This window comes from Sphingobacterium sp. R2 (assembly GCF_040760075.1).
Taxonomy (GTDB): domain Bacteria; phylum Bacteroidota; class Bacteroidia; order Sphingobacteriales; family Sphingobacteriaceae; genus Sphingobacterium.
Genome location: NZ_CP142884.1, coordinates 1,820,067 through 1,842,703 on the forward strand (window position 1 = coordinate 1,820,067; position 22,637 = coordinate 1,842,703).

Below are 22,637 nucleotides of genomic sequence, written 5' to 3' on the forward strand. Positions count from 1 at the left end.
TTGCTTGCAAAAGCTTCTGAATGACACGGCGATTCTGTTTCCGCATCAATTTTGAATATTATCTATGGTGATTTCCTTTGTGACATAATAATATTTTTTGTCCCTGGATTCATCGACGATAATGACGTCATCTCCATAAGCGATTTTCTCCCCATTATGGCTGACTACATTGAGGCGGATCGGATCCTGTTGAATGATAAATTCTGCGGAGCCTATTTTCTTTCCTTCAATGCTCGCTCTCATTTTTCCCATTCGTCCAAGAAAATCATGTCTTTCCTCTCCATTGTAACCAATGTTTTTAAACATCCTAGCTAGTGGCTTAGTGAGAAAATGCATTAAAATAAAGGTGATAATGAATACAGGAATTAGGATTAATACCGACTTTATTCCCCATGAAGCAACGTTGATAAAGAGTGAGGAAACAATCGTAATAATCCATCCTATAAATTTAAACAAGGTCACGATAAGCATGATGGGTACTTTTCCAACATTGATGTAATCCATCGCCTTTGCGAAGAAACCTGGTTCTCCATGACTATCGGTATATGTATGATGATGGTTTGCATGATCGGATCCCTCATGTGCGATATCATGGGTGCCGTCAACATCAGTAACATCGGGCGTAGGGTGAAGGTCTATATCTGCATCTGCATCAAATAAATTCACTCCGTCGCCCATCAGAAACATAAATAACCAATACACTACAGACAGGCCTGTTAGTACTGTCATAATTCCATTCGATAATGGATTAAATAAGATATTGATTAATTCTGTCATCGTATTTTCTTTTAAATTTTTTCTCGTTTGAATGTGTAATGAAACGACCAGGAGTGACCATTGACCTCCAAGTCTTGCATCGCAACCAATTCCCAGCCCTGACTACCTAGATCATTCAGTATCTCGTCGATTTTGTCCGAATCCAATTTGGTTCCCCAAAAACCTTTGGGCTCGATTTTGACTGTCTTATACTCAAATCTCCGCATCGCCATTTAATTTTCGTTTTAACTCTTCTAATTCATTGTTGACAGAGTCAGAACCACCGAGGTTCTCATTGATCTCATCGATCTTACTTTTTTTGTTCGTTGCGATTTCACCATAGGCTTTGGCCAAGGCTTCATCTTCTTCGACCTTTTCTTTCATGCGCTCCAACATGGAAATTGTGCTGTTAGAATCGATATTAGCGAGCTGCTTGTTGACCATTTTGGCTGCATTGGAAACTTTCACACGTGCTTTTAAAGTTGAAAGTTCGCTTTCCCACTTCGATATGTTGAATTTTAGAATGTCTACATTTTTGTGGAGCTCGTCTGCTGAACTTTGATGAATCACTGCTTGTTTCTCTAACTCTCCAGCTTCGATTAATAGCTGTTTTTTCAGCAGCAATGCCTCTTTTGCCAAACCTTCTGCCTTTTCTGTTGTCAGCTCTCCCTTTTGTGCTTTTTGCAGTAATAGAATAGCTTTCTTTTCAAATTCATTGGCCTCTTCTTTTTTCTTCTCACCATTATTTTGCGTACGTATAGCTAGCGCTTTTACTTTTGCGTAAGCTTCTAACGATTGCTCTAGGTCTTCTTTCATCTCACGGATACCTTGTTCCGTCATTTTGATGGGGTCTTCCATTTTATCCACGACTGCGTGAATCTCTGCTTGACCGATTCTGAAAATTCTCTTAAAAATATTCATTGTTCTATAATTTTGAAAAACTTATTAACTGATTGTAGTACTCACTCATTAAAAGACTCAGCGAATTGATAGCAGCATCAAATTCGTTCTGGTCGAGATTATGTATTTGTAATGTATATCGAAATATAACTTTGGTACCGTCTTCCGTCAATGCAAAACCACCGTGGATAATATCTCTATTTTTTATCAATAATGATTTGAACATATCGATGTTCTCATTGCTTATGGTAAAAAGGTATTGCTCAAAAATAACGATGGGCTGTGCAACGCCTACGATGAGGTTGCGAATTCCATCATCTTCATTTTCGATGACAAAAACCCCCTCTTTTTTATCCTTATGAGTAATGGTATAACCAATATTGGCGATATAATTTTCAATTTTTGAGAAGTACATAATCAAGTTTTTTATATATTGCACATATTCTTTGCATAAAGATAATAAAATGCAAAAATATTTTGCAAAAATAATTCAATTTTTTTTAAAATGAGTCACGTAGGAAACAACATTAAGAAATTAAGAAAAGTGAAAGGAATGAGCCAGCAGGCTTTTGGGGATGTTTTTAATCTTACTAGAGGTAATATTTCTTCTTACGAAGAAATGCGCGCAGAGCCGAAAATTGAAACTGTCCTGAAGATTGCAAATTATTTTGGCATTCCTGTGCAGCATCTTATTGAAAAGAATCTTTCTGTCAATGAAATTCTCAATTTCAATGATTATTTCCAGGCTAATGTACCGGTGATTGGCAATAAGAAGTTTTTGCACATCCCTTTTTTGGATAGGGAAGTTGTTCTTGACGCGAGCGCTCATTTCTCAAAATTCAACGAACTTCCGATCATTGAATTTCCGTTGCAAGGCCGCAATAGATGTATAGCTATCGAATTTTCGGATGCTATCCCCGTGCCGAGCGATTTCGTAGCGGGTTCGCATGTAATTTTGTTTTTCGAAGAGGTCGATCTCGAAAGTTTGCATACCTTGGACAACGCTTTTGGTTTATACTTCTCCGCTCAGGAATTTTTTATTGGGAAATATAGCTTAGCGGAGAAGGAAATTAATCTAGTCCTAAATGCTTGGAAGAAAGTTGATTTTATATTGACTGAAAAAGAATATTTTTGGAAGTTATATGGTAAATATGAGCGTATCTGATAGGGGTAAGGCTTCAGAGGCTAAGGTTGTTTACCGTTTAAAATAAAGTGTGTCAGCAATGGACATGCGGTTTAAGAGGCTGTCTCAAAAAGACAGCCTCTTTTTTATGTTATTTCATGACATTTAATTTGATTTAATTAATTGATTTTCATATATTTATATTTCAAAAAAAAGATATATGTCATCTCAAAGACCTACTTTTAAGCCTTACTATCAGGATCAGATTATGGCAATTCCCCCAACTTTGGACGAATTGGTCTCCAAAAGACATCCGGTACGTATTGTTAACGATGTGATCAACCGTATCAACATACAGGGTCTTTTGGATGCCTACAAGATAAAAGGCTGTTCCAGTTATCATCCGCAAATGCTGTTGAAGGTTCTGGTGTTTGGCTATGTAAGCAATGTGTACAGCAGTCGGAAACTGGAAACAGCCTGCCGGGAGAATATCAACTTCATGTGGCTGAGCGGCATAAGCTATCCCGATCACAATACCATCAACAGATTTCGTGGTGTCCGCTTAAAAGAAGCACTTCGCAGTGTATTTGAAGAAGTTGTTAAGCTCCTGGCCGAAGAAGGGTTGTTAAGCATAGAAGATGTCTACACCGATGGCACCAAGATAGAGGCTAATGCAAACAGATACACTTTCGTTTGGAAGAAAGCTATCCATACCAATAAGGAAAAGATGAAAGCTGCCTTAAAAGATATATGGGACTACGCCCAAAGTATTGCCAAGTCGGAGGACAACCTCCCGGATCCTCCCGATCTGACGACAATTGACAGCGAAAAAGTCCGGGCTACGGTCGATAAGCTGAACAGAGTCTTATCCGACAAACCTTCGGTAAATAAAAAGATGAAGGCAAAGTTGCGTTATGTAACCAAAAACTATCCGGAGAAGATCGTACAATATGAAGAGCAGGAAGCTACTCTGGGAGACAGAAACAGTTATAGCAAAACAGATCCCGATGCCACCTTTATGCGGATGAAAGAGGATCATATGAAAAATGGCCAGCTCAGACCAGGATATAATATCCAGATATCCACGTCCAATCAATACATCGTCAATTACACCATACATTCCAATCCCACAGATACCAGAACATTATCCGGTCATTTGCAACAACATGAGGACAGCTTTGGAAAAACACCGGGAACCCTTACCGCGGATGCCGGTTATGGCAGTGAAGAAAACTATGCATTACTGGCAGCAAAAAATATTGAGGGCTATGTGAAATATGGTATGTTTGACAAAGGACAGAAAAAGAGCTGTGGGGATAAGAAACCATTTTCTGTAGATAAATTACATTATAATCCTTCACAAGATTGCTATATCTGTCCAATGGGACAGGAAATGCATTGTATAGGTACATTTAGCCAAAAGACCTCCGCAGGCTTCCGGCAGGAAATCAAAAAGTATCAGGCAAAAAACTGCACAAACTGCCCGTTGAATGGCGCCTGTCACAAATCACATGGAAATAGGATCATCGGGGTGAATAAGCAACTTGAGATTTACAGGAACAGGGCATACCAATTGCTCAACAGCGATGTAGGTGTAGCTAAACGAAAACAGAGGTGTTGTGACGTCGAACCTGTCTTTGCAAACATTAAACAGAACCATGGGTTCCGAAGATTTATGCTCCGGGGTAAAGAAAAAGTGTCCATAGAATGGGGATTATTGGCAATAGCACAAAATCTAAGAAAAAAAGCGGCCTAAAAAGCTGCTTTTTGTTCATTTCTCCCCTCCATATGAGTCTTTTTCAAATAACCAACAAACAACACACAAATCTATCTCATAGACTTTTTAAACAAAAAAACTGTCCCAAATAAATTTGAGACAGCCTCTTTTTCTTTTATTAGAAGGGTAGGTCATCTTCATTTTCATCTTCAAGGGTAGGAGATTCTTCTTTAGCATTGTTAGGGTCTGATAAAACCATGAAACTATCCACTTTAATTTCAGTGATATACTGCTTTACTCCTTCTGCATTCTCATAGTTACGATAGGTAAGCTTACCTTCAACCATCAGCTTCGTTCCGCGTTGGCATTTCTTTTCTATGGTTGTGTTTTGATTGCCCCACACCACAAGTGTATGCCACTGGACTTCTTCAACCCATTCTCCGGCTTTGTTCTTAAATAGATCATTGGTGGCGAGACGTAATATGGAATAATTTGTACCTGTGGAAGTTGTTTTGATGATCGGATCATTTCCAAGATGACCCACTAACTGTACTTTGTTACGTAATGTACTCATGTGTCTAATTTTTAAATGTTTTTAATAATTCTTATTTTAGTTGATGTTCATTGGCTTTTAACACCGAATGATCTAGAGCAAAGATGAGAAGGGAGAAAGATCTTATTCGTCTGTTTACCATTTGTATTCGACTGTAGTCGATTGTAACCGTTTGTTGTCGTTTAGTAATTTGCTATGAGTTCTGTTGAAAGAGCTTGCCTTGAATGTGGCAAGGGTATACGTGGCCGTTCTGACAAGCGATTTTGTGATGATGCTTGCCGGAACGCCTATAACAATAAATTAAATAGCGACCAGACCAATATGGTGCGCAATGTGAATAATATTCTGCGAAAAAACCGTCGTATTTTATTGGAAGCGTTGAGTGGGGAGGGTATGATCAAGATACAACGGGAAAAGTTAAAGCGGTTGGGATTTGATTTTAAGTTTCATACACATACTTTTTCCAATAACAAGGGACAGACCTATAACTTTATTTATGAAACAGGCTATCTGTTGCTGGAGAATGATTGGGTATTGATCGTTCAAAAGAAACCACTGTGATTTTAATCGCAACAGATTCCTTAGTATTGGTCTAGTTTGCAGAACTGAGTTTGGCCTTCCTTATTGCGATATAATTAAAAATAGTGAAGGTTAGAATCAATAGGTAATAGCATACTGGGATGAGTAAAAAGTAGGCGCTATTAAAGATATCGCTTAAAAAAGACGGTAACGAAATCTTAAAAAAATCTGCAATAATGATATAGCCTATGAAACTTCCGAGAAAAAATAGTCCAACAGCATGTGTTGTAATTATTCTTTTTAGGTGCTTACTGTATAAGGCGTCTCTGTTTTGTTTCGTATAGCCCATAATTGCAGGCACCAATAACCCCAATAATGGATTGACCAGAAAGGTAAGCGATGCTAAATATAAGGCTTTAATACTTCCTGTTTGATTGTTGTCGATACTGATTTGATTTACATTTGGCATAATGAGTTGTTCTAATGGTATTTCCAAAATTTGACTGATCTGTTTGAGACTAAATCCACTGATTTCTTCCGTGCCTTTTTCTATGCTTTGCACAGTTCTTAGCGATACACCTGCTCGATCAGCGAGTTCCTGCTGCGTTAGTCCCTTACGTTTTCTTGATAGTTTGATGAATTGATTAGCTGGCTGACTTTCCATGGTTCAAAGATGGGGAAATTGTCAGTGAATTTTAGTGAAATTGATGCGACAATAATATGCCAATATCGTTCTGAACAATATAACATGTTAATAATCAAAAGTTTTTGTAATTTGGTAAATATTTTGAATCTTTGCAATTCAACAGAATAATTAATAAAAACGGAAGAATATGTTTGCAATATTAAAAAATCCCGCTTCGTCCACAGAGAAGATTCTCGGGAATATTCTTCGGAATACGGCCCTTTCCTAATCTTCTTTCTTAATACGTTAAGTAACCTAGGTTGCTATTGGCTAAAACTTGGCCCTCTAAATGGTAGTCCACTTGTCCAATATGCTTAGCTTAAAGCTTAATTAAGGAGTTTTAAAATCCAGTACTTTCAAAGTTATTGTGAAAGCTGGATGTGAATGTTATGTTTTAGAAAATTTTATGAATTCAGTCAATAAATATGTCCTTCAGGCACTGGATAACTATCCGATATATTTGGAGGAGACAATAGAGTCCTTATCTTATGCGCTATCCTATGATGAGTCCAATACAATGGCGCTTTGTTTGATGGGAAGAGTTCATGCCGAACAGTTGTTTGATTATGAGCAGGCAAAAAGGTATTTCCAGGAAGCCTTGGCGCATAATGTGCGGGCAGTGGAAGTTTATCCTTATTTCATTCAGACATTGATTGATATGGGAGAATATGAAGCTGCAAAAAAAACGATTAAATTCGCTTTGACACTTCCGGGGATGCCTCTGGCAGGGATCTGGCTAAAGAAAGCACTTCTATTTGAAAAATTAAGAAAATACAAAAAGGCGTTGAAGGCGTTAAAAATCGCGAAACTTGAAAATGTTGATCTTGATTTTTCGTCAAGCCTGAAGTCGATTGAGGAGCGGATTAGAGGAAAGCAGGAAATTAGTAAAGGTAGTGGGAAGATTAGGAAGAAAGAAAGTAATCCTGATCATAAGTAGGCCCTTGATCTGGCTACAATTTTTAGATTAATATGCGAAAAAAAAAGCCCTAGGTGAGATTTCACCTAGGGCTTAATCAATAGCGTTTAGGAATTATTCTGCTCTTAAGATTTTGGCAGCTTCCACCATAGATTCTAAAGCTGCTTTGGTTTCTGGCCAAGCACGGGTCTTCAATCCGCAGTCAGGATTAACCCAAAGTTGTTCTGCCGGAACTACTGCTTTTGCTTTACGCAATAGATCTACCATCTCGTCTTTGCTGGGCACACGTGGAGAGTGAATATCATAAACACCCGGACCAATATCATTTGGATATTTAAAGTCGCCAGCGAAAGCATTCAATAATTTCATTTGAGAACGTGAAGTCTCGATCGTGATAACATCAGCATCCATTGCAGCGATATCTTCGATTACATTATTGAATTCTGAATAACACATGTGTGTGTGAATTTGTGTATCGTTTTCTACATTTGAAGAAGAAACACGGAAAGCACGTACTGCCCAGTTTAAGTAATCTTTCTGATCAGCCTTACGTAAAGGTAATCCTTCACGGATAGCTGGTTCATCAATTTGAATAATTTTGATACCTGCTTTTTCCAAAGCTTGTACTTCATCCAGGATAGCCAAAGCAATTTGGTAAGTTGTTGTTGAACGCGGTTGATCGTTACGTACGAAAGACCATTGTAAGATGGTAACCGGACCAGTCAACATACCTTTCACCGGACGGTTTGTCAACGATTGTGCGTAAGATGACCAACGTACAGTCATGTCCTTTGGACGGTAAACGTCACCATAGATAATCGGAGGTTTAACACAACGAGAACCGTAAGACTGAACCCAACCGTTTTGTGTGAAAGCGTAGCCAGCTAGTTGTTCACCGAAGTATTCAACCATGTCATTACGCTCAAATTCGCCGTGTACTAATACGTCGATATCCAATTGCTCTTGAAGACGGATGGTGTTTTCCGTTTCTTCTGCGATTGCTTTATCGTATTCCTCTTGAGTAATAGCACCTTTTTTCAAATCTGCTCTCCATTTACGAACATCTTTTGTTTGTGGAAAAGAACCTATCGTTGTGGTAGGGAATGCCGGCAAGTTAAATTTCGCTTGTTGCGCTGCTTTACGGTCTGCAAATGATGAAGTACGTTTTGCATCGTCATCAGTGATATTGCTTGTACGTGTCTTAACTTCAGGTTTGTGAATTAATGGAGAAGTGCGGCGGCTCTCAGCAGCAGCTTTGTTCGCTTCAAAACGTTTCGCTGTTTCCGCATCAACTTCGCCTTCTGCCAGTACAGCTAAGTCTTTCACTTCAGCTAATTTTTGTTTGGCAAAAGCTAACCAATTCTTTACTTCAGCAGGTAATGATTGTTCATTATGCTCATTATCTAGGTCAAAAGGAACATGCAACAATGATGAAGAAGGAGCCACCCAAACGCGGTCTTTTCCTAATGCATCAACAGCCTGTTTGATTTTAACCAATGATTTTTCGTAATCATTTTTCCAGATGTTACGACCTTCAACAATACCTAAAGATAATGTTAATGAAGCTGGAACTTTAGCTAGTACCGTATCCAATTGGTTTTCACCACGTACCAGATCCAAATGTAAAGCATGGACAGGTAAGTTAACTGCGATATCTTCGTTGTCTTTTAAAGCTTCGAAGTAAGTCGTTGCGATTAATTTGATATTTTTTGCTGCTGCAGCTAATTTTTCGAAAGTAGGTTGATATAAAGCTTTTACTTTAGCATCTAAATCCAAAGCTAAGAAAGGCTCGTCAATCTGGACATATTGTGCACCAGCATCAGCTAGTTTAGCCAATATTTCCTCGTATACAGGAACAAGTTTATCCAATAAATCGATACGGTCGAAGCCAGTTTCTTTTTCTTTACCGATCAATAGGTAAGTGATCGGACCGAGTAAAACTGGTTTAGTATCAATGCCCAAGGATTTTGCTTCGTTGTATTCGTTTAAGAATTTTTCAGAAGTCAATTTAAATTCTTGATCTTTTGTAAATTCTGGTACCATGTAATGGTAGTTGGTATCTAACCACTTGGTCATTTCCATTGCAGTCACGTCGATTCCTTCCTGTTGGAAACCACGAGCCATAGCGAAATATAGATCTAAACTGTAATTGTTGTCTACTTTATTCAATAAAGAATGGTAACGGGCAGGAATTGCACCAACCGTAAGGGTTAAATCCAATACTTGATCGTAAAAGGAGAAATCATTGGAAGGGATCAAATCTATTCCAGCATCTTTTTGTGTTTTCCAATTGCCTTCACGTATTTTTTTTGCGGTATCCAATAATTCCTCAACAGAAGATTTTTTAGCCCAATAGGCCTCATTGGCTTTTTTCAATTCGCGGAACGCGCCCACACGAGGGTAACCTAAATTGTTAGTCAATAACATAATGAATGTTTTTAATATTTTTTTTCAACTATATTTCTTGCTAGAGAGAGAAGGACACACTAGAATTTGGTGACTTCGGCTTATCATTCCCATATACAATGGGTAGAATTTAGCACCTTGTCAAGGGACAGGTTGCTAAGGCTTCATCGGGTCTATTCCCTCTGCCTTTCTCTATAAGCGATGCTAAGGTAACGTAATTATTTTAAAAATGCAAATTTTTTAGAAAAGTGTATTTATTTTTTATATTCTACTAAGAATAAAATTGTTTTTTTCTCTTCTTTTCATCGAATTATTACTTTATTTCATAATTCTATACACTATAGACAAAAAAAATGGGAATGATCCTATTACTCCTTCCCTCTGTTTTTAGCTTACCAAAAGTTTGTAACCTTTTCCATGTACATTTACAATCTCCACTTTACTATCCTCTTTCAAATATTTTCGAAGTTTACTGAGAAAGACATCCATACTTCTACCCGTAAAATAGTTGTCATCATGCCATATTTTTAATAAAGCCTCCTCTCTTGTCAATACATCATTTTTCTTTAGGCAGAGCAGGCGTAATAGTTCAGCCTCTTTAGTCGATAGTTTTTGCATCTGCCCTTTATAGGAAATCTGCTGGCTTGTATAATCAAAGAAATAATCGCCAATTTCAAATTTGTCTGCAACGATCTCTTCCTCTTTATCACGAACACTGCGTTTAAGCAGAGCATTGATGCGAAGTAACAATTCCTCAACGCGAAACGGCTTGGTGATATAATCATCTCCTCCAAGTTCAAAAGCTTCAGTTTTATCTTCCATCATACCTTTTGCTGTGGCAAAGATTATAGGAACAGTATTGTTCGTTTTTCTGATTTCACGCCCAACCGAGAAGCCGTCTTTTTTAGGCATCATCACATCGAAGATGCAGAGGTCGTAGTTATTTTTCTTGAATTGGGATATTGCTTCATCACCATCTGTACATAGTGTGACGTCAAATTTTCCCTTTAATTCGAGATAGTCTTTTAAAAGATCCCCTAAATTAGGATCGTCTTCTGCTAATAATATCTTTTGCATAATGAATACTTTAAATTTTAACGAATTCCCTTGATGCTGATAAATCAGCTTCCTCTACCTTTAAAATTCTTTTACAGAGGAAATATACAAAAAAGGAACCTTTTATTTTTTTGTAGGCAATATTACCTCAAAGGTCGTGCCCTTATCTTTTTCGCTTTTAACCGTAATTTTTCCATTCAGTCTCCTCAGAATATCTTGTACATAACTTAGACCGAGACCAAATCCTTTTACATTGTGGACATTCCCCGTAGGTATGCGGTAAAACTGGTCAAAAATCTTTTGAAGGTGATCTCGGCTCATACCGATACCATTGTCAGCTATAGTGACCACAATACTATCACCGACGTTTTTTGATTGTATATTCACATGTAGATCACCTTTGTTGTATTTAATTGCATTATCCAATAGGTTATAAAATACGTTTGAGAAATGCAGTTCGTCGCCAACGACGATATCTTTAGTGGCTGCCAGATCAATAGTAAATTTTCCGCCAATATTCTGCATTCTGAGCTGCATACTGTCTGTAACCGCAGAAACAAGATCGTTAATATGAACATCTACCTGATCTAATTTTAAGGTTTCTTTTTCTAGTCGAGCTAAATCAAGTACACGTTCAATGTGATTTCCTAATCTAACATTCTCGTCGTAAATGATATTGGCCAATTTTTGAACGCGTTTATGGTCGGCATTGATATCGGGGTCCTTAAGCGATTCACTAGCAATCATGATAGTCGCAACTGGCGTCTTAAACTCATGTGTCATGTTGTTGATAAAATCTGTTTTCATCTCCGAAACTTTCTTTTGTCTAAAGATGATAATCAACGTGTATGCAAAACACCCTACTAATAAAAAAAGTAGTGCAAGCATAGGCAAAAGGAGATAACCCATGTTATCTGCAATAATCGCCTTTTTGTCTGGAAAATAAATCGTTAATTTTCCCGGCGCAGCACCAATGTCGCCTTTAAAGAGAGCAGTGGAGTACCGTGTTGTATTTGAAGGATTCTTTAATGCCGCTTCGTTAAGGATATTATTAAGTAAAATATTGTTTGTGCTCCATATTTCGATATTAAATGGCGCTCTGATGTCGCGTTGAGCCAATTCCTCCTTGATAAGCTCTTGAACGATGATAATATTTAACCTATCTTTCAATGGGCGTTTAGCCAATTCCATTCCAATAGCGACATCTTCGATATAGTCAGCCTTTTTGCCCCCCAACATGGCAACAGAATCGTAAACGTTAAACCCCGACCAGGAGTTCTTTTTATTAAGCACATCCAGTCTTTTTTCTAAATCAGCGATCGTTTTTGTAAGTTTTGCATCCTCTCTTGGGGGTAAGGTGGCTACCCTGAATTTGGTTTGCTGATCAACCAGGCCATCCAGTAAGGGAATAACAAAGCGCGTACTATCATCTTTTCCGCTCACCTGATCATCTACCTTTGATGCGTTGAGCATGATAAAGGCTTGTACGAGATTGTCATCGGTAAGCTCATTTGAAACAGAAAATTTGATGTATTTCTGGTACTCTGGTCTTTTAATATATGTCTCGTAAAATGAATTTTTTATTTCAATAACATTAGGATATAACGCACGTAATTGATCTTCTTGCTCTTTGAAGTTGGAGAAAATAGTATGCTGCTTGTTCTTTAGCTCTTCAATTCTATATTGTATTTCGAGTTGCTCGGCCAAAAGGCGTTGTTTTGCCTGTTCTTGTTTGGATTTTTCAAGATTTCGTTCTTGTTGAACTTTAGCGAAGTCAACAACTTCTCGCCGCTCTAACTTTCCTGCAACAGCTGTTATCGCAGCATTGACAGATTCATCAAACAATTGAGATTTTTGACGATAAGAATCTCTTAAAAAATAGAATTGCATAGCCAAAACGCCGATAAGGGCCAATGACATCAGTCCAATGATCAATACAATGCTATTTTTCTTCATTTGAATAGACGGTTAAATAAATATAAGTTTTACTGTATCACAAAGTTTAGAGCACTCAATTCGTTATTTACTATTTGTGCCTGCATGCCTTCTACCATTCTAAGGGCCATAGAGATGCTATAGCTCATTTTCTTGAATTGTTACAAATATAAAGATGCTGATGTGTTTTGAAGCTGTTTTAACAATGTTTAACAGCAAGCTTTTTAAATATAGGTGTTGTTGTTTGTAAATTAGTGGATAGTGACGAGTTATGCTGTGAATTTGAGCATAGTAGTCGATTTTTAATCAATGCCATGGAGTTTGACTGATGAATGAACGCGCTGGTGAATTCATGAGTAGGTGTGAGCAATATTATTGAATGCAATTTAAAATAATCAGGAGTGAATAAGTGGAGTGTGTACGTTTGCTTATACTTATATGCATTTAAATACTATTAAATAACGATATACAGATGAGAAGTTACGTATTATTACTGACATTGGCTTCGGTGGGAACCGTCGCTTTGGGGCAGGTTAAGGTGAAACCACAGGTTCCCTTAATTGAGGAAAAAGAAACAAAAATGCCTATTCTTAAATTGGATTCGGCAGATGAAAAGTATCGCATGCCCGTTAAGAAGTTAAGGCGTATGGACAGTCTGGCTCCGATGCCCGGAACAGAAAAGATGCCTAAGGCAGATCGGGAAGCTGTTGATCTTCCACTCAAACGAATAAGTGATTCACTAAAGATGGAAGGGTTTAAATTAAAGATTGATTCTTTATATAAAAACAGGCAAAAAAAATAGCGTTCAATTTAGAACGCTATTTTTTTTTGCCTAATCCTATACTTCCTATAACTGAGAAACACGGATAGTATTTGTTTTACCTTTTTCAATTAACGGAGTAGAAGCCGTATTGATGATAATTGAACCTGGTTTAACATAGTTGTTTTTTACAATAAACTTGTTAACATCATGGATAGAACCATCTGTGCTTTCGAACTTGTCATAGATAAAGGTTTTTACACCCCAAAGCAGGCTTAATTGTTTCAAAAGTTTTTGTGTTCCTGTGAAAACTAAGATATCTACATTTGGTCTATAGCTAGTAATTTCAAACGCTGTTGCTCCAGACGAGGTCAAAACAGCAATTGCTGAGGCATTTGTTTTTTGAGCGAGATAGACGGAGGAAGCACAGATAGCATCAGGAATTAGTGTGCCATCGTGGATTTCACTAACTTTCTCATTATAATAAGGATAAGAAGTTTGTTCCACGTGAATAATGATTTTACTCATTGTTTCGATCACAATTTCAGGGAATTCACCTACAGATGTTTCTCCACTTAACATAACTGCGTCAGCCCCGTCTAATACAGAGTTTGCGACGTCATTTACTTCAGCGCGTGTAGGACGAGGTGTAGTGATCATGCTTTCCAACATCTGCGTTGCAATGATTACAGGTTTTGAAAGATCTCTACATTTCTGTACGATGATCTTTTGAAGTCCTGGTACCTCTTCCATGGGAAGCTCAACACCCAAATCTCCACGAGCAACCATAACAGCATCTGTTGCTTCGATAATTGCATCAATATTTTCGATCGCTTCAGGCTTTTCAATTTTTGCGATTATGCGCGCATGACTTCCTTTTGCCGCTATGATTTTTTTACATTGCGCGATGTCTTCAGCAGAGCGTACGAATGACATAGCTATCCAGTCAGCGCCATGGTCCAAAGCAAAGTTCAGGTTATCTAAATCTTCCTCTGTCAATGAAGGAATAGATACTTTTGTATTCGGTAAATTAACACCTTTACGTGAAGTAAGGACACCACCGTGTACGACTTCACAAGTAACTGTATCTTTATGATTAGTCTCTAAAACACGAAGTTGAAGTTTTCCGTCGTCAAGTAAAATGATTTCGTTGGCTTCAACATCGTTTGGAAAGTTTTCGTATGTGATGTAAATTCTGTTTTCGTCTCCGATAAGTTCTTGTGTGGTGATTTCAACTTTTGAACCGTTAACCAGAACAGCGCCACCTTCTTTCATTTTTCCGATCCGAATTTTCGGACCTTGTAAATCAGCTAAGATGGCAACATTGAATCCTGTTTCATTATTTATTGCATTTATAGTTTCGATTACCTTAAGGTGATCTGCCTGGCTGCCATGAGAGAAATTCAACCGACACACATCAACCCCTTTGGCAATCATGCTGGTCAAAACTTGTTTGTCTGCCGAAGCAGGGCCTAATGTTGCGACAATTTTAGTCCTTTTTTGAACTTTTTCCATCTGTTATTTTGTATTTTAAATGTTCTTCATTAATCACAACAAATAGCGAGCTATGTTGTTGTGTTTTGTCAAAACTAAATCGAATTAATTTAGATCTAAACGGGAGTGTATTTGCTACACTAACCTACAGTTTGCTAAAATATGAGATTTTCTTTAGATTTCAATATTTTTGGTGATATTTCTTTTGCGATGACCACTTCGGGTAATTTGCTGATCCTTTTGATCATATGCTCTACATCTTCTTCGCAGATGAAGTTTTTGATAATGATAAAAAAATCAAAGTGCGGGTTTTCAGGAATTAAATAAGTTCCTTCGATGCTCTTATTGTTGATCAGGAAATATTCTGTGTCAGCGTCGGGTACAATGTAATGATAAGCAGTGAAGTGGTAGTTATTTTTTTTCTTTGGGTCAAAGACAATATGATATTCTAGCTCCTCTTCGGATTTATTTTTTTGTCGTCCATCATGATCATATTTGCTTTCCTTTCCTCTGGAAAAATTGAGGTTAGTCTCCTTGTTGATGAAGTGACAGAGTCGGTAATCTTTCAACGGGCAGGTGATGGCGAGTAGGGTGAAATCCAACTCTTCTTCCATGTCCATATCTAATCGCGTTACTAACTTATTGACCACTTTAATGCTTAAATTTGTCTGCCTTTTGTAACGAAGGTACTAATAATTTTAAGGTTGGAATATACTTTTTGTGTAAAATTTGAGTTAATTAGCTGAGCGTTTGGAATACAAAATATTTTTTATTATACTTGAACTAAGTTAATATAGAGTGGGTTAGCTAGTATAATACGCGAATAAGTTCGGTCGCCTAACATGGTGACTTTCATCTAAATATCATTTTAGGTTTGAATTTTGATGAAATTTATTTTTCTTTGCACAGATTTATTAAACAATTAAACTATAAAATCATGTCAGATATCGCTTCAAGAGTAAAAGCAATTATCGTTGAAAAATTAGGTGTTGACGAAAACGAAGTAACGCCAGAAGCTTCATTCACTAATGATTTAGGTGCTGATTCACTTGACACTGTTGAGTTGATCATGGAGTTTGAAAAAGAATTCAACGTTGCTATTCCTGATGATCAAGCAGAAACTATTGGTACTGTTGGTCAAGCAATCGCTTATTTAGAAAAAAACGTTAACTAACTAATTTAATTAGGCTAATCGTAATAAATGGAGCTTAAAAGAGTAGTAGTAACAGGATTAGGCGCCCTTACACCAATTGGTAATACCGTCTCAGCTTACTGGGAGGCTTTAATAAATGGTGTAAGCGGGGCCGCTCCTATTACGCATTTTGATGCGTCAAAATTCAAAACTCAGTTTGCGTGTGAGGTAAAGGGGTTTGATCCACATGATTTTATGGATCGTAAGGAAGCTCGTAAAGTCGATCCTTTTGTACAGTATGCAATTGCATCAACCGATGAGGCAATTAAAGATGCTGGCTTAGATTTTGAAAAACTTGATACCAACCGTATCGGGGTAATTTGGGGTTCAGGAATTGGGGGCTTAACAACCTTTACTGAAGAAGTTGCAAATTTTGCAAAAGGAGATGGAACCCCGCGTTTCAATCCTTTCTTCATTCCTAAGATGCTCGTTGATATTGCTCCAGGACATATTTCTATGCGTCATGGCCTTCGTGGTCCTAACTTTTCTGCAGTATCGGCTTGTGCGTCAGCTACCAATGCAATGATAGATGCTTTCAATTATATTCGTATGGGGAAAGCTGATGTGATTGTTACGGGTGGTTCAGAGGCAACAGTTAATGAAGCTGGAATTGGTGGATTTAATGCAATGCACGCTTTGTCAACTCGGAATGACGATCCAAAAACAGCTTCGCGTCCTTTTGATAAAGATAGAGATGGTTTTGTTTCTGGTGAGGGTTCAGGTGCTTTGATTTTAGAAAGCTTAGAGCATGCTTTGGCACGTGGAGCAAAAATCTATGCAGAGATTGCTGGTGGTGGAATGAGTGCCGATGCACATCATATCACGGCCTCGCATCCTGAAGGTTTGGGTGCTAAACTAGCCATGACAATGGCAGTCAACGATGCAGAGATGGATTTTTCAGATATTGATTATATCAATGTTCACGGAACCTCTACCCCTGTTGGCGATATTAGTGAAACTAAGGCTATTGTCGACTTGTTCGGTGAGCACGCATATAAACTGAATATCAGTTCAACGAAATCGATGACTGGGCACCTTCTCGGAGCTGCAGGAGCGATAGAAGCTATTGCCTCTATTCTGGCTGTCCAAAATGATATTGTCCCACCGACAATCAATCACTTTACGGATGATCCAGAAATTGATAATAAATTGAATTTTACATTCAATAAAGCGCAGAAACGAACTGTTAACGCAGCATTGAGTAACACATTTGGTTTCGGAGGGCATAATGCTACCGTTATTGTGAAAAAATATAAAGCTTAATGTTTGATCCTTCAAACATGGTTTGATAATATGAGCTAGCGACAGGTTCTTTAATTAGGACTTGTCGCCTTATTTTTAGAAGAGATGCCTTTTGCTAGGATATATAAATTATATATTTCGCCGGAGCGGGAATACGTTAGAAAACTAAAAAACCTGCTTGGATTTGTTCCCGGAAATGTACACTTGTACAAAATGGCCTTCAGACATAAGTCTGTGGCTATTACAATTAAAGAGGGCGCAAAGAATAGCAACGAACGTTTGGAATTCTTAGGTGATGCTGTTTTGGGTTCGGTTGTCGCCGAATTGTTATTTAAGAAATATCCTTATAAAGATGAAGGTTTCTTGACTGAAATGCGCTCGAAGATTGTCAGTAGGGCAAATCTGAATCAGCTTTCCCGAAAATTAGGATTTAATGAACTGATTCAGTTTGATGCACGAATGATTAGTTTTCCTAATAAACAAGGGTCGTTACTGGGCGATGCTTTCGAGGCATTAATAGGAGCCGTTTATCTCGATAAAGGCTATGTTTTTACAAAAAACTTCCTGCTGAATAGAATCATTAAGCCTCATGTTGATATTCTTCTATTAGAACAGACTGAAACAAACTTTAAAAGTAGGTTGATTGAATGGTGTCAGCATACGGGCAAAGAGATTGTCTTTCAGCAAACAGACAATCCGCAGGGTGAATCTTCTAAAATGTTTAGTATTGAAGCCGTTGTTGATGGTGTCGTATGCGGACTAGGTCGCGATTTCAATAAAAAATCTGCAGAGAAATCAGCTGCGGAGAAAGCCTGTGAATTCCTTAAAATTCTAGAAGTAGAATAAAGGATTTTGTTAACTTTGCCAAATATGGCAGTAGTAAAACCTTCTTTGGCAAAAGGAACGCGTGATTTTTCGCCTTCCGAAATGATCAAACGCAACTATATTTTCGATACACTGAAAACGGTATTCAGAAAATATGGCTATAGTGAAATACAAACCCCTTCATTTGAAAATTTAACCACGCTTACCGGTAAATATGGCGATGAGGGTGATAAGCTGATCTTTAAGATTCTTAATTCGGGTGATTACATGGCAAAAGCGCCAGACAGCCTGCTTCAAGATAAAAATTCCAATAAACTCATTCCACATATTTCAGAGAAAGCGCTAAGATATGACCTTACTGTGCCTTTCGCACGTTACGTCGTAATGCACCAGAATGATATTGCTTTACCATTTAAGCGTTTTCAAGTACAACCCGTATGGCGTGCTGATCGTCCGCAGCGCGGAAGATATCGTGAGTTTTATCAATGTGATGTGGATGTGGTTGGATCTGAAAGTTTACTGAATGAAGCGGAGTTCATTCTGATTTATCAAGAGGCCTTCGAGCGTTTTGGACTGAAAGATTTTGCGATTAAAATCAACAACCGGAAAATTCTCTCAGGTATTGCCGAAATTATCGGAAAGCCGGAGTTGATTGTCGATATGACGGTAGCGATCGACAAATTGGATAAAATCGGCTTGGATGGTGTCAACAAAGAATTGCTTGAGCGAGGCTTTACTGAAGCGGATCTTGCTATTTTGAAACCTATCATTTTATTGGAAGGCTCGAATGAAGAGAAAATTTCTTCCTTAAAAATGATTTTAGCCACTTCTGCTGTCGGTTTGAATGGTATTGCGGAGATTGAGGAAGTGTTTGACTATGTTGGCAAATTAGGTGCAGAAGAAAAATTGCTGAATCAAATCATAGACTTGGACATAACATTGGCTCGTGGTCTAAATTATTACACGGGCTGTATTTTTGAGGTCAAGACCAATGAGGTTGCGATGGGAAGCATCGGTGGCGGCGGTCGTTACGATGATCTCACAGGGATGTTTGGACTGAAGGGGTTGACCGGAGTTGGAGTTTCTTTTGGTGCTGACCGAATTTATGATGTACTCGAAGAATTGAATCTTTTTCCAACTGGTAAAGCCGAAACCACAAAACTTCTTATTATTAATTTTGATAAGCAACTCGAAGTGTATACACTTCGCTTACTAAACAAACTTCGTCAAGAAAATATTGCTTCGGAACTTTATGCTACTCCTGTCAAATTGAAAAAGCAAATGGGGTATGCGGATGGAAAAGGAATTCCCTATGTGTTATTGGTAGGGGAAGAAGAGGCTGCTTCGGGGCAATTGTCTTTAAAAGACATGGAAAGTGGTGAGCAAATAAAGGTTACTGAAAGTGAGCTGATCCAAAAACTTCGATAACGCACTGTTTGTGTAGAATAGGTTAAGCCAAATGATTATTAAGTCGTTTGGCTTTTTTATTTTCATAAGTTTTTGATTTATTTGGTTGTGCCGTTCATTTATTTGTAATCAAATGCTATATACTTTAAATCAAATGTCTTAGAAGTGTCTTAAAGTAGAAATAAAATTGATTTTTGAACAAGGAAATTCGTCCAAAATTATTAGATTTGTAGTCTAGAATAGTAAGAAAATCAAAACTTTGAAATGAGTTCAACACCTATAACAAAAGAGACATATTTGGAGTGGTATAAGTCAATGTTACTTATGCGTAAGTTTGAAGAAAAAGCAGGTCAACTTTACGGACAGCAAAAGATTCGTGGTTTCTGTCACTTGTACATAGGACAAGAAGCAGTTGTCGCTGGAACGATGTCGGTTATTAAACCTGAAGATTCTTTAATCACTGCTTATCGTGATCACGCCCACGCTTTGGCTAAAGGCGTTTCTGCCAATGCTTGTATGGCTGAATTATATGGAAAGATCACAGGTTGTTCCAAAGGTAAAGGAGGCTCCATGCACTTCTTCTCCAAAGAGCATAAATTCATGGGTGGCCATGGTATTGTTGGTGGTCAGATTCCTTTAGGTGCTGGTATTGCCTTTGCTGAAAAATATCTCGGTACAGATAATGTAAACATCTGTTATATGGGCGACGGAGCTGTACGTCAAGGTGCATTCAACGAAACATTGAACATGGCGATGTTGTGGAAATTGCCTGTTATTTTTGTTTGTGAAAACAATGGTTATGCCATGGGTACGTCTGTCCAACGTACAACTAATATGCAGGATATTTACAAAATGGGCTTGGGCTTTGATATGCCTTCAGCTCCAGTAGATGGAATGGATGTTGTTGCTGTACACAACGCGATGGATGAGGCTGTTCAACGTGCTCGTGCGGGCGAAGGACCTACATTCTTGGAAATTCGTACTTATCGTTACAAAGGACACTCGATGTCTGATCCAGCGAAGTATCGTACTAAAGAAGAGCTAGAAGCTTATAAAGACCGTGATCCATTGTTGTCGACCAAACATGCTATCTTAGAAAACAACTATGCTGATGACGCTTGGTTTGCTGAAGTAGAAGCTGATGTGAAAAAAGTAGTTGAGGAATCAGTTAAATTTGCAGAGGAATCTCCTTATCCAACTGCAGATGAATTGTACAAAGATGTCTATGTACAACAAGACTATCCATTTATTTTAGATTAATACTCTTTAACTTGATAATATAATAAAGAATGGCTGAAGTAGTAAGAATGCCGAAAATGAGCGATACGATGACCGAAGGGGTTATCGCTAAATGGCACAAAAAAGTTGGTGATAAAGTGAATTCTGGCGATTTAGTAGCGGAGATCGAAACGGACAAAGCTACTATGGACTTTGAGTCTTACCAAGAAGGAACTCTTTTATATATTGGTCCCAAAGAAGGCGAAGCAGTAGCTATTGACGCTGTTATTGCAGTTTTGGGCGAACCAGGAGAAGATTTTCAAGCGCTGTTGAGCGGAGATGCTCCTGAAGCTGAGAAAGCACCAGAAAAGACTGAAGACAAAAAAGAAGAAGTTTCTACTCCACAATCTTCAGCGAGTACAGTTACCCCCGAAGAATTAGGGTGTACTGTGATCACAATGCCGTTGTTGAGTGATACCATGAAAGAAGGTGTGATCGCGCAATGGAACTTTAAAGTTGGTGATACTATTAAATCTGACGATGCCATTGCAGATGTAGAAACGGATAAAGCTACGATGGAAGTTACTGCCTATGCTGACGGTACCTTGTTATATGTAGGTCTTGAAGCTGGAGAAGCTGCAAAGGTTAACGACATCATAGCAATCGTTGGTCCTGCTGGAACTGACATTACTCCGTTGTTGAATCAAAAATCTGATGCGCCAAAGGCGGAAACGACTGAAACTCCTAAAGCTGATGCTACTTCAACTGCATCATCTCCTGCGGCTCCTGCGGCCGTTAGCAACGATGATTCTCGTGTGAAAGCTTCGCCTTTAGCACGTAAAATTGCGCAAGAAAAGGGGATCAACTTAAGTGATATTAAGGGGTCTGCAGATGGTGGCCGTATTGTGAAGAAAGACGTTGAGTCTTTTGTTCCTGCAGCTGCACAACCTGTAGAGACAAAATCCGCAGCTGCTCCTGCAGAAGCAAAGGCGATTACTTTACCTACGTATGTGGGGGAAGAACGTTACACAGAAAAACCAGTTAACCAAATGCGTAAAACTATTGCGCGTCGTTTGGCTGAATCATTGTTTACCGCACCGCACTTCTATTTGACAGTATCTATAGACATGGATAATGCTATGGCTGCTCGTGCGCAGATCAATGAAGTTGCTCCAGTAAAAGTTTCTTTTAATGATATCGTTGTAAAAGCTGTAGCTGTTGCGTTGAAAAAACATCCAGCTGTAAACTCTTCGTGGCAAGGCGATAAAATCCGTTTCAATGAGCATACCAACATTGGTGTTGCAATGGCTGTTGAAGATGGTTTATTAGTTCCAGTTGTGCGTTTTGCAGATGGTAAATCATTATCGCATATCTCTGCCGAGGTGAAAGACTTCGCTCAAAAAGCAAAAGCTAAAAAACTGCAACCTGCGGATTGGGAAGGATCTACATTTACAGTTTCCAACCTGGGGATGTTCGGAATTGATGAATTTACTTCCATCATAAACTCTCCAGATGGTGCAATCCTTTCTGTTGGAGCGATTCAGGCTGTTCCTGTTGTCAAAAATGGCGCAGTAGTTCCAGGTAATGTAATGAAAGTGACATTAGGCTGTGATCACCGTGTGGTAGATGGCGCAACTGGAGCTGCATTTTTACAGACATTGAAATCTTTGGTTGAAAATCCAGTGAGATTGTTAGCATAGTCCTTTAACAAAGGAATGAAAGCCACTTTAGCAATAAAGTGGCTTTTTTTGTTTTATAAATTAGTCTAAGCTCGTGAAAGTGAATAGCTTCTATTATCTTGGCCATTTACCGGATGTTTACCTAATTAGGCTTGAATGTTCTTAAAACGGAATAACGTAGTAAGTCGATTAGGTAACATAAACGATGAATAACAATATAGTGAGGAAAAAATTCGTTTTTTTATACTAAAATC

The 22,637-nt window shown here is 38.2% G+C and carries 22 protein-coding genes and 1 riboswitch; of the genes, 11 read left to right on the forward strand and 11 right to left on the reverse strand.

Translation table 11 applies throughout. From position 1 onward, the window contains the following. Positions 1-45 precede the first annotated feature (45 nt). The 4 genes from VXM68_RS07515 to VXM68_RS07530 are packed head-to-tail and all read right to left on the reverse strand — an operon-like array spanning position 46 to position 2,071. On the reverse strand, positions 46-777 hold the full coding sequence (locus VXM68_RS07515) for an OB-fold-containig protein (protein ID WP_294187202.1): 732 nt from the start codon (positions 775-777) through the stop codon (positions 46-48). 11 nt (positions 778-788) lie between these two features. Beyond that, entirely contained in the window at positions 789-983 is a 195-nt protein-coding gene (locus VXM68_RS07520) for a DUF4177 domain-containing protein (protein ID WP_293953035.1), read from the reverse strand. Then, positions 970-1,677 carry a PspA/IM30 family protein gene (locus tag VXM68_RS07525; protein ID WP_367210930.1) on the reverse strand — a complete coding sequence of 236 codons (708 nt, stop codon included), beginning with the start codon at positions 1,675-1,677 and terminating at the stop codon, positions 970-972. Before VXM68_RS07525 ends, VXM68_RS07520 begins: the two co-directional genes overlap by 14 nt. A gap of 4 nt (positions 1,678-1,681) precedes the next feature. Continuing rightward, positions 1,682-2,071, reverse strand: coding sequence for a YbjN domain-containing protein (locus VXM68_RS07530; RefSeq protein WP_209577641.1), 390 nt, complete (start codon positions 2,069-2,071; stop codon positions 1,682-1,684). Between the two features lie 90 nt (positions 2,072-2,161). Here VXM68_RS07530 and VXM68_RS07535 point away from each other — a divergent pair, with 90 nt between their 5' ends. Together VXM68_RS07535 and VXM68_RS07540 are read left to right on the forward strand one after the other, a co-directional pair. Continuing rightward, positions 2,162-2,821 carry a helix-turn-helix domain-containing protein gene (locus tag VXM68_RS07535; protein WP_367210931.1) on the forward strand — a complete coding sequence of 220 codons (660 nt, stop codon included), beginning with the start codon at positions 2,162-2,164 and terminating at the stop codon, positions 2,819-2,821. Positions 2,822-2,999: 178 nt separating this feature from the next. After that, complete coding sequence (locus VXM68_RS07540; protein ID WP_367210932.1) at positions 3,000-4,535, forward strand: IS1182 family transposase; 1,536 nt, start codon at positions 3,000-3,002, stop codon at positions 4,533-4,535. A gap of 139 nt (positions 4,536-4,674) precedes the next feature. Here the strand turns inward: VXM68_RS07540 and VXM68_RS07545 are convergent, their stop codons facing one another. Next, positions 4,675-5,070 (reverse strand): single-stranded DNA-binding protein, encoded by a 396-nt coding sequence (locus VXM68_RS07545; protein WP_293953029.1) that lies wholly within the window; start codon positions 5,068-5,070, stop codon positions 4,675-4,677. A 174-nt stretch (positions 5,071-5,244) separates the two neighbouring features. Here VXM68_RS07545 and VXM68_RS07550 point away from each other — a divergent pair, with 174 nt between their 5' ends. Continuing rightward, the gene (locus tag VXM68_RS07550) at positions 5,245-5,610 is read left to right on the forward strand and encodes a hypothetical protein (protein ID WP_367210933.1); all 366 of its coding nucleotides are present in this window, start codon (positions 5,245-5,247) and stop codon (positions 5,608-5,610) included. Between the two features lie 31 nt (positions 5,611-5,641). Here the strand turns inward: VXM68_RS07550 and VXM68_RS07555 are convergent, their stop codons facing one another. Then, positions 5,642-6,232, reverse strand: a complete 591-nt coding sequence (locus VXM68_RS07555) for a helix-turn-helix domain-containing protein (protein WP_367210934.1) — start codon at positions 6,230-6,232, stop codon at positions 5,642-5,644. Positions 6,233-6,659: 427 nt separating this feature from the next. Between VXM68_RS07555 and VXM68_RS07560 the strand changes: the two genes are divergently transcribed. Continuing rightward, entirely contained in the window at positions 6,660-7,190 is a 531-nt protein-coding gene (locus VXM68_RS07560) for a hypothetical protein (protein WP_367210935.1), read from the forward strand. 93 nt (positions 7,191-7,283) lie between these two features. Here VXM68_RS07560 and metE read toward each other — a convergent pair whose 3' ends face one another. From metE to VXM68_RS07575, 3 genes are all read right to left on the reverse strand, one after another. After that, a complete protein-coding gene (gene metE, locus VXM68_RS07565) occupies positions 7,284-9,596 on the reverse strand; it encodes a 5-methyltetrahydropteroyltriglutamate--homocysteine S-methyltransferase (RefSeq protein WP_367210936.1) in 2,313 nt (770 codons plus the stop codon). A 77-nt stretch (positions 9,597-9,673) separates the two neighbouring features. After that, a riboswitch (SAM riboswitch) is annotated at positions 9,674-9,776 on the reverse strand. 186 nt (positions 9,777-9,962) lie between these two features. Continuing rightward, on the reverse strand, positions 9,963-10,652 hold the full coding sequence (locus VXM68_RS07570; RefSeq protein WP_294187215.1) for a response regulator transcription factor: 690 nt from the start codon (positions 10,650-10,652) through the stop codon (positions 9,963-9,965). Positions 10,653-10,754: 102 nt separating this feature from the next. Next, positions 10,755-12,587: a sensor histidine kinase KdpD gene (locus VXM68_RS07575; protein ID WP_293953020.1), complete on the reverse strand. Its 1,833-nt coding sequence runs from the start codon at positions 12,585-12,587 to the stop codon at positions 10,755-10,757. A gap of 451 nt (positions 12,588-13,038) precedes the next feature. On the opposite strand from VXM68_RS07575, the gene VXM68_RS07580 reads away from it, so the two are divergent. Next, positions 13,039-13,368, forward strand: coding sequence for a hypothetical protein (locus tag VXM68_RS07580; RefSeq protein WP_294187217.1), 330 nt, complete (start codon positions 13,039-13,041; stop codon positions 13,366-13,368). Between the two features lie 45 nt (positions 13,369-13,413). Here VXM68_RS07580 and pyk read toward each other — a convergent pair whose 3' ends face one another. Further along, complete coding sequence (gene pyk, locus VXM68_RS07585; protein WP_293953016.1) at positions 13,414-14,841, reverse strand: pyruvate kinase; 1,428 nt, start codon at positions 14,839-14,841, stop codon at positions 13,414-13,416. A gap of 134 nt (positions 14,842-14,975) precedes the next feature. Then, a complete protein-coding gene (locus tag VXM68_RS07590) occupies positions 14,976-15,440 on the reverse strand; it encodes an IPExxxVDY family protein (protein ID WP_293953014.1) in 465 nt (154 codons plus the stop codon). 317 nt (positions 15,441-15,757) lie between these two features. Between VXM68_RS07590 and VXM68_RS07595 the strand changes: the two genes are divergently transcribed. The 6 genes from VXM68_RS07595 (at position 15,758) to VXM68_RS07620 (ending at position 22,404) form a co-directional block, all read left to right on the forward strand. After that, the gene (locus tag VXM68_RS07595) at positions 15,758-15,994 is read left to right on the forward strand and encodes an acyl carrier protein (RefSeq protein WP_028070665.1); all 237 of its coding nucleotides are present in this window, start codon (positions 15,758-15,760) and stop codon (positions 15,992-15,994) included. Positions 15,995-16,021: 27 nt separating this feature from the next. After that, positions 16,022-17,275 carry a beta-ketoacyl-ACP synthase II gene (fabF, locus tag VXM68_RS07600; RefSeq protein ID WP_293953012.1) on the forward strand — a complete coding sequence of 418 codons (1,254 nt, stop codon included), beginning with the start codon at positions 16,022-16,024 and terminating at the stop codon, positions 17,273-17,275. Positions 17,276-17,359: 84 nt separating this feature from the next. Then, a complete protein-coding gene (gene rnc / locus VXM68_RS07605) occupies positions 17,360-18,100 on the forward strand; it encodes a ribonuclease III (protein ID WP_293953010.1) in 741 nt (246 codons plus the stop codon). A gap of 24 nt (positions 18,101-18,124) precedes the next feature. Continuing rightward, a complete protein-coding gene (hisS, locus tag VXM68_RS07610) occupies positions 18,125-19,507 on the forward strand; it encodes a histidine--tRNA ligase (RefSeq protein WP_294187219.1) in 1,383 nt (460 codons plus the stop codon). 243 nt (positions 19,508-19,750) lie between these two features. Continuing rightward, positions 19,751-20,746 carry a pyruvate dehydrogenase (acetyl-transferring) E1 component subunit alpha gene (gene pdhA / locus VXM68_RS07615; RefSeq protein WP_046674850.1) on the forward strand — a complete coding sequence of 332 codons (996 nt, stop codon included), beginning with the start codon at positions 19,751-19,753 and terminating at the stop codon, positions 20,744-20,746. A gap of 29 nt (positions 20,747-20,775) precedes the next feature. Continuing rightward, a complete protein-coding gene (locus tag VXM68_RS07620) occupies positions 20,776-22,404 on the forward strand; it encodes a 2-oxo acid dehydrogenase subunit E2 (protein ID WP_367210937.1) in 1,629 nt (542 codons plus the stop codon). Positions 22,405-22,637: the final 233 nt, after the last annotated feature.